Source organism: Terrabacter sp. Soil810, assembly GCF_001429645.1.
In the GTDB taxonomy this organism is placed as follows: domain Bacteria; phylum Actinomycetota; class Actinomycetes; order Actinomycetales; family Dermatophilaceae; genus Terrabacter.
In genome coordinates this window covers 1,790,412-1,797,609 of record NZ_LMSW01000011.1, presented here as the reverse complement: position 1 = coordinate 1,797,609, position 7,198 = coordinate 1,790,412, and the positions used below count along the sequence as shown (strand labels likewise).

6 protein-coding genes are annotated in these 7,198 nt (G+C 69.6%); 3 read left to right on the top strand and 3 right to left on the bottom strand.

Annotated elements, in window-relative coordinates; all coding sequences use genetic code 11:
* Nucleotides 1–1,276, bottom strand: a 1,276-nt coding sequence (locus ASG96_RS24245; RefSeq protein WP_235509156.1) for a bifunctional glycosyltransferase/class I SAM-dependent methyltransferase, incomplete at its 3' end; no start/stop codon positions are given.
* A 106-nt stretch (nucleotides 1,277–1,382) separates the two neighbouring features.
* Between ASG96_RS24245 and ASG96_RS14245 the strand changes: the two genes are divergently transcribed.
* Nucleotides 1,383–2,228 (top strand): 2OG-Fe(II) oxygenase, encoded by an 846-nt coding sequence (locus ASG96_RS14245; RefSeq protein ID WP_057588270.1) that lies wholly within the window; start codon nucleotides 1,383–1,385, stop codon nucleotides 2,226–2,228.
* A gap of 23 nt (nucleotides 2,229–2,251) precedes the next feature.
* Here ASG96_RS14245 and ASG96_RS14240 read toward each other — a convergent pair whose 3' ends face one another.
* Nucleotides 2,252–3,430, bottom strand: a complete 1,179-nt coding sequence (locus tag ASG96_RS14240; RefSeq protein WP_057588269.1) for an acyltransferase — start codon at nucleotides 3,428–3,430, stop codon at nucleotides 2,252–2,254.
* A 216-nt stretch (nucleotides 3,431–3,646) separates the two neighbouring features.
* Between ASG96_RS14240 and ASG96_RS14235 the strand changes: the two genes are divergently transcribed.
* Nucleotides 3,647–4,564, top strand: coding sequence for a DUF3068 domain-containing protein (locus tag ASG96_RS14235; protein WP_056757280.1), 918 nt, complete (start codon nucleotides 3,647–3,649; stop codon nucleotides 4,562–4,564).
* A gap of 93 nt (nucleotides 4,565–4,657) precedes the next feature.
* Here ASG96_RS14235 and ASG96_RS14230 read toward each other — a convergent pair whose 3' ends face one another.
* On the bottom strand, nucleotides 4,658–5,479 hold the full coding sequence (locus tag ASG96_RS14230) for a class I SAM-dependent methyltransferase (RefSeq protein WP_057588268.1): 822 nt from the start codon (nucleotides 5,477–5,479) through the stop codon (nucleotides 4,658–4,660).
* A gap of 172 nt (nucleotides 5,480–5,651) precedes the next feature.
* Between ASG96_RS14230 and rpsA the strand changes: the two genes are divergently transcribed.
* Complete coding sequence (gene rpsA, locus ASG96_RS14225) at nucleotides 5,652–7,163, top strand: 30S ribosomal protein S1 (protein ID WP_056757274.1); 1,512 nt, start codon at nucleotides 5,652–5,654, stop codon at nucleotides 7,161–7,163.
* The last annotated feature ends 35 nt before the right edge of the window (nucleotides 7,164–7,198 follow it).

Here is a 7,198-nt window from a genome sequence, read left to right as displayed (position 1 = left end):
GGGTGACGAGCCGTTCGAAGCTGCGGCGGGTGAAGAAGCGGACGTGCCCCTGGTCCAGGGGCCCACGCTGGTCGTAGTCGAACCGCCCGACCGCGACGCGGCCACGGGGGTACCAGTGCCCGAAGTTGGGCACCGAGACGAGGATCCGGCCGCCGGGCGCCAGCGCGGCCGTCATGTCGTTCAGCAGGTGTGCCGGGTCGGTGACGTGCTCGAGCACGTCGGCGGCGATGACGACGTCGTAGGGTTCGCCGGCGTCGGGCAGCCCCTGCTCGAGGTCGGCCTCGACGAAGTCGTCGAGGCGGTCGGCCACGCCGTCGTGCTTGACGATGTCGACACCGACGACGTGGTGTCCCTGCTCGCGCACGAGCGCGCCGAACTGGCCGTCGGAGCACCCGACGTCCAGGACGCGGGCCGGGGAGCGGCGGCCGAGCCAGCCGAGGAGGCGACCGTGGGACGAGTGCGGTGAGGGCTTGAGCTCGTACGCGGTCTCGTCCAGCCCGGTCGAGCCGCTGCCGAAGCCCATCTGGGCCGCGCGGAAGCGGACGACGTCCTTGGTGACGTCGCGCGCGTACTTCATCCCGTTGACGTAGCAGATCTCGTCACCGTAGTACGTGGGGATCGGGACCTCGACGATGCGCTTCCCCGCGGCATGCAGCCCCAGGATGATCTCCGTGTCGAAGTCGAAGTCGTCGGAGTACGAGCCGAGGTCGAGGTCGGCGAGCGCGTCGACCCGGTAGGCGCGGTAGCCGCTGTGCCACTCGGTCAGCTCGAGACCGGTGAGGGCGTTCTGCATCGTCGAGAGGATGCGGTTGCCGACGTACTTGTAGGCCGGCATGCCACCGGCGCGGGCGGCGCCCCGGCGCATCATCCGGGAGCCGAACACCGCGTCGGCATCCCCGGCGAGCAGCGGCTCGACGAGGTCCTCGATGACCTCGGGGGCGTACTGCCCGTCCCCGTGCAGCAGCACGACGACGTCGAGGCCGTGCGAGATCGCCCAGCGGTAGCCCGCCTTCTGGTTGCCGCCGTAGCCGAGGTTCTCCGGATGGCGCACCACGGTGAGGGGGAGCAAGGAACCGCTCTGGTACGCCGTCGCCACCGCGTGCGTGTCGTCGACGCTGGCGTCGTCGCCGATGAGGATGTGGTCCACCCCGGAGATGAACGACTCGGGCAGCCGGTCGAGCACCCGCGCCAGGGTCGTCGCCGCGTTGTAGGCGACGACGAGGACACCGACGCGCTTGGGCGTGCTGGACGTGCGTGCGTGAGCTGGGGTGAGCACCGTTGACCTCCCGGGACGGTGCCCGAGGGGGCAGCCGACGACGAAACTTCGCGGAGTCTAGCGACTGCAAGTTACTCGCGGGAAATATTGTGCGATAGTTCCGCGCATGACAGCGCTGTCCCTCATCGACGTCGGGTCGCTCACGGCGGATCTCGACGAGACGTCGGCCCGGTACGCCGCCGCACCTCCCTACCCGCACATCGTCCTCGACGACGTGCTGACGCCCGAGGCGTTCGCCGCCGCGGTGCAGGAGTTCCCGGGAATCCGCGACCCCTTCTGGAAGGGCTACCTCCACGTCAACGAGACGAAGTACTCCAACACGCTGCCCGACACGTGGGGCTCGACCCTGACGGCCGTCGCCAAGGAGTTCGTGTCACCGGAGTTCGTCGACTACCTCGAGCGCCTCACCGGCATCGAGGGGCTGATCCCCGACTGGTCGATGGACGGCGGTGGCCTGCACCAGACGCTGCGCGGTGGCCACCTCAACATCCACGCGGACTTCTCCACGCACCACACGCACGAGAACTGGGCCCGCCGGGTCAACATCCTGCTCTACCTCAACGAGGAGTGGCAGGAGGAGTGGGGCGGACAGCTCGAGCTGTGGGACCACGACATGACGGCCGTCCAGGGCAGGGTCACCCCCAAGGGCAACCGCATGTTCGTCTTCACGACCTCCCACGACAGCTTCCATGGTCACCCGGACCCGCTGCTGTGTCCCGAGGACGTGGCGCGCCGCTCGATGGCGCTCTACTACTTCACGCAGGAGGAGCAGACCGTCCGTCGGGCGACGAACTACCGGGCGCGTCCCGACGACGGGGTCAGGAAGGTCGCGATCTGGGCCGACAAGAAGGCCGTCGACCTCTTCGACCGCGCCAAGCGCCGGCTCGGCGTCACCGACGTAACCGCGCAGCGCTGGCTCGCCCGCGTCGACCGCCTCCGCCGCAAGGGTTGACCGGCGGTCGGCCCGGTGCGCGGTCAGCGTCGGGTCGGGGGTGCTGCCGGCTCGGTGTGCTGGGTGGGCTCGGCGGCTGCGGCGCGGCGCCGGTCCCACCGCGGGTGGGCGAGCCACGCCTGGAGCGGGCGCTCGACGAGCCGCTGGGCCATGAGCACGAAGGCGGCCGTGATCGCGAGGGCGACGACCGTCCGGGCGGGCCACGACCACGACGTCGTGTGCCGGGTGACCGCCCAGAAGATCGGGTAGTGCCAGACGAAGATCGCCATCGAGGCGTTGCCGAGGACGACGAACGGGCGCCAGGAGAGGGCGCCGCTGAGCCGGGTCGGGGCAGCCAGCGTCACGGCCGAGACCACGAAGGCGAACGCGGCGAGGTTGATGAGCACGCCCTGCCAGCGGAAGTACGTCTCGTCGTGGCCGGTGGTCAGCATGAGTGCGACCAGGCCGAGCAGGGCCGCGGGCATGAGGGCGGGTGCGGCTCGACGGATGCGGTGGCGGATCCACGGCATCGCCACCGCGGCGAGCGCGCCCCACAGCATGCCGTCCATCCGGGTCGTGGTGCGCAGCAGCGCGCTGTAGAGGCCCTCGTGGTCGACGACCCACGCCCGCCACAGCGTGACGGCCACGAGCGCGCCGGCCAGCAGCACGAGGAGCAGGACGCGACGTCGTCCGAGCAGCTTGACGACGACGATGAGCAGCACCGTCACCTGCAGGTAGACGCACACGTACCAGAGGTGTCCGAGGTCGGGCCGGGCGAGCAGGGGGCTGTCACGCAGGAACCAGTTCCACGTGTAGGTGACGATGCGGACCGCGGACTGGCGCAGGTTGGAGCGGTCGTAGAGGTCGGTGTCGTCGAGGGTGTGGACGATGAGGACGACGGCGACGAGGGCGTAGACGTGGGCGCTGACCCTCGCCCAGCGCCGGACCGTCGCGGTGCGCGCCCGGAGCCGACCGGTGTGGTCGACCTCCCCGAGGAGCGAGCGCGTCAGCAGGTAGCCGCCGACGACGAAGAAGATCGTCACCGCGAGGTTGCCCGCGCGGAAGAGCCCGACGACCGGGGTGGTCTCGAGGCCGGCGGTCGGCCAGAGCGCCCATCCGTGCGAGAGCACGACGAGGAGGATGGCGATGCCGCGCACTCCGTCGAGCGGCGCGAGCCGTCGGGGTGCCGACGGCGCGGGGCCGTCCTTCTTCTCGGCGTTCATGGCCCGCACTGTAGTGACATCCGGGCGTCCGGGACACCGTGATGGCGGGTTTGCCGTCCGCGGCTCGGGCGCCGGCTGGAGGGTTGCCGAAACGTTGCACGACATCACGGACCACGCACGGGTCGCCGTGGGGTACTCGCTGGTAGGGTTTCGCCGAACTGAAGCCGGACGAAGCCCGAACGTGGGTCAGACGGCCGTCGACGAAGGGGTCGCTCGGTGCGCAAGGTCTTGAGCATCATCCTGCTCTTCCTGGGGTCCTTCCTGCTGGTGGGAGGCCTGATCGCCAGGTTCTGGGTCCCGGGCCAGGTCGAGAAGACCCCGCTCGACATCAACTCGGTGACGCGACTGACCGGCGACGCCCAGCTCTTCGACGGCACGGCGCTGCAGGAGACCCCGGTCAAGGCGACGAGCGTCACCCACTCCGACACGTCCAAGTCCGACGACTCCGTCGTCGTCATGGAGAGCTCGTCGTGCCTCGTGAAGGACCCCGACGGCACCGCCCCCGACTGCGTCTCGGCCGACGACCCCGACAAGCGACTCGTGTCCGCCGGCACGGACGTGTTCGCCACCGACCGCGTCACCGCGCTCGCCGTGAACGACTCGAAGTACCTCCCCGCCGACGCGAAGAAGCACGAGGGGCTCATCAACAAGTTCCCCTTCCACCCGGAGAAGGCCGACTACAAGTTCTGGGACGGCCTGACCAGCCGCGCGGTCCCGGCGACGTTCCAGGGCGAGGAGGACCTCGACGGCGTCACGACGCACAAGTACGTCGTGCGCATCATCGACGGTGACATCACGATCGGTGAGGACGCCGGGAAGTACTCCACGGAGAAGACGATGTGGGTCGACGCCCTCACCGGCTCGATCCTCAAGCAGAGCGAGCACCAGACCCGGAGCATGGCCTCGTCGGGCCAGACCGTGCTCGACCTGACGTTCGCGTTCACCCCCGACACCGTGGCGAAGAACGTCGAGGACGCCAAGGCCAACGCGAGCAAGCTCAACCTGCTCACCTCGACCGTGCCGCTCGTCGGGCTCGTCGGCGGGGTCCTGGCCCTCTTCGGCGGCTTCGTCCTGCGCCAGAGCGATGCCCGAACGAGTGACGGGTCGCGACACCGCGTTCCGGTGGGCGCCTGACCGGTCCGACCGCCGTCCCGGCGCCGTCTCGGTGTCGGGACGCAGGCCGTCGCGGCAAGTCGTCGCGCCGGTCGCCGTGCCCGTCGCCGCGCGTCAGGCGGGCTTGCGACAGACGAAGATCGCCGTGCCCGGGATGACCCGACCGCGCAGGGGCGACCATCCACCCCACGGCTCTTCGTGGCCCTCGGGCCACTCGGGTTCGACGAGGTCGACGAGGACGAGCCCGGCCGCGGCGATCTCGCGCACGCGGTCGCCGACCGTCCGGTGGTGCTCGACGTAGGTCGCCCGGCCCTGCTCGTCCTGCTCGACGTAGGGCGTGCGGTCGAAGTAGGAGTGACGTGCCGTCAGCCCGCCGGCCCCGGGGTCGTCGGCGAACGACCACCGCACGGGGTGGGTCGTCGAGAAGACGAACCGGCCGCCGGGGCGCAGCACGCGGGCCGCCTCCGCCATGACGACGTCGGAGTCAGCGACGAAGGGCACGACGCCGTATGCCGTGAAGACCGTGTCGAAGGACGCGTCGGCGAAGGGGAGGGCACGTCCGTCGCACTGCGCGAAGGGGACACGGAGGGCCTCGTCCGGTCCGTCGGCGAGGGCGTCGTTGACGGCCACGCCCGTCGCGACCATGCCGGCCGACAGGTCGGTGGCCACGACCGTCGCGCCGTGGGCGGCGAGCCAGCGCGAGCACTGCCCCGAGCCGGCGCCGATCTCGAGGACGACCTGGCCCTCCGGGTCGCCGAGCAGTCCGGCGTCATCCTCGCGCAGGCGCTCGGGGCCCCAGACGAAGTCGGTGTCACCGAGGAACGACCCGTGCTCGACGTAGTACGACGTCGCCTCGCCGTCCCACCACGTGCGGTTGGCCGTGGCCGTCTCGTCCGGGGGAGCGGGACGGCGGGTGGCCTCGGTGGGCGTGCTCACGGCATACGTGCTCTCTTTTGACCGGCTGGTGACAGCGCGGATAGGATTGCCGTGCACATCCGTGTGCGCACGATCAATGTTGAACCTGTCCACAAGGCATCGGGGCAGCGGCCGTCAGGTCCGCCGCCGCGAGGTCCCCAATCTAACTGTCCACAATCGGAGTTCCTACTACATGACTGCCAACACGGTCGAGAAGACCGCGCCTGAGATCGCCATCAACGACATCGGCTCTCAGGAAGACATCCTTGCGGCGATCGACGCCACCATCAAGGACTTCAACGACGGCGACATCGTCGAGGGTGTGATCGTCAAGGTCGACCGGGACGAGGTCCTGCTCGACATCGGATACAAGACCGAGGGCGTCATCCCCTCGCGCGAGCTGTCCATCAAGCACGACGTCGACCCCGGCGAGATCGTCAAGGTCGGTGACGAGGTCGAGGCCCTCGTCCTCCAGAAGGAGGACAAGGAAGGCCGTCTCATCCTGTCCAAGAAGCGCGCACAGTACGAACGCGCCTGGGGCACGATCGAGAAGGTCAAGGAAGAGGACGGGGTCGTCACCGGCACCGTCATCGAGGTCGTCAAGGGTGGGCTCATCCTCGACATCGGCCTCCGCGGCTTCCTTCCCGCCTCGCTCGTCGAGATGCGCCGTGTCCGCGACCTCCAGCCCTACGTCGGCAAGGAGATCGAGGCCAAGATCATCGAGCTCGACAAGAACCGCAACAACGTGGTCCTGTCGCGCCGTGCCTGGCTCGAGCAGACGCAGTCCGAGGTGCGCACGACGTTCCTCAAGGAGCTCCAGAAGGGCCAGGTCCGTTCGGGCGTCGTGTCCTCCATCGTCAACTTCGGCGCGTTCGTCGACCTCGGCGGCGTCGACGGTCTCGTCCACGTCTCCGAGCTGTCGTGGAAGCACATCGACCACCCGTCCGAGGTCGTCGAGGTCGGCACCGAGGTCACCGTCGAGGTGCTCGACGTCGACATGGACCGTGAGCGTGTCTCCCTGTCGCTGAAGGCGACGCAGGAGGACCCGTGGCAGCACTTCGCTCGCACGCACGCCATCGGCCAGGTCGTCCCCGGCAAGGTCACCAAGCTCGTCCCGTTCGGTGCGTTCGTGCGCGTCGAGGACGGCATCGAGGGCCTCGTCCACATCTCCGAGCTGGCCGAGCGCCACGTGGAGCTGCCGGAGCAGGTCGTCAACGTCGGCGACGAGATCTTCGTCAAGGTCATCGACATCGACCTCGAGCGTCGCCGCATCTCGCTGTCGCTCAAGCAGGCCAACGACCAGGCCGTCGCGGCGTCGGAGTTCGACCCGACCCTCTACGGCATGGCTGCCGAGTACGACGAGCAGGGCAACTACAAGTACCCCGAGGGCTTCGACCCGGAGACGAACGAGTGGCTCGAGGGCTTCGACGCCCAGCGCGAGAAGTGGGAGCGCCAGTACGCCGACGCCCACGCTCGCTGGGAGGCCCACAAGGCCCAGGTCGACGCCGCGACGAAGGCCGACGCCGAGGCTGCGGCCAACGCCGGCTCCGCGACGTCGTACTCGTCCGCGACCGGTGACGTCGCCGAGGCCGGCGACGCCGACCGTGCCGAGCGCGCCCCGCGCAACGCCCCGGCCCCGGCCGAGGGCACGCTGGCTTCGGACGAGGCGCTCGCCGCGCTTCGCGAGAAGCTGACGGGCAACTGACGCCAGTCACCCGCAACACCGAGAGCCCCGGACCG

Coding starts and splice junctions, on each gene's coding strand:
- ASG96_RS14245 (WP_057588270.1), top strand. CDS start 1,383: ATGACAGCGCTGTCCCTCATCGACGTCGGGTCGCTCACGGCGGATCTC.
- ASG96_RS14240 (WP_057588269.1), bottom strand. CDS start 3,430: ATGAACGCCGAGAAGAAGGACGGCCCCGCGCCGTCGGCACCCCGACGG.
- rpsA (WP_056757274.1), top strand. CDS start 5,652: ATGACTGCCAACACGGTCGAGAAGACCGCGCCTGAGATCGCCATCAAC.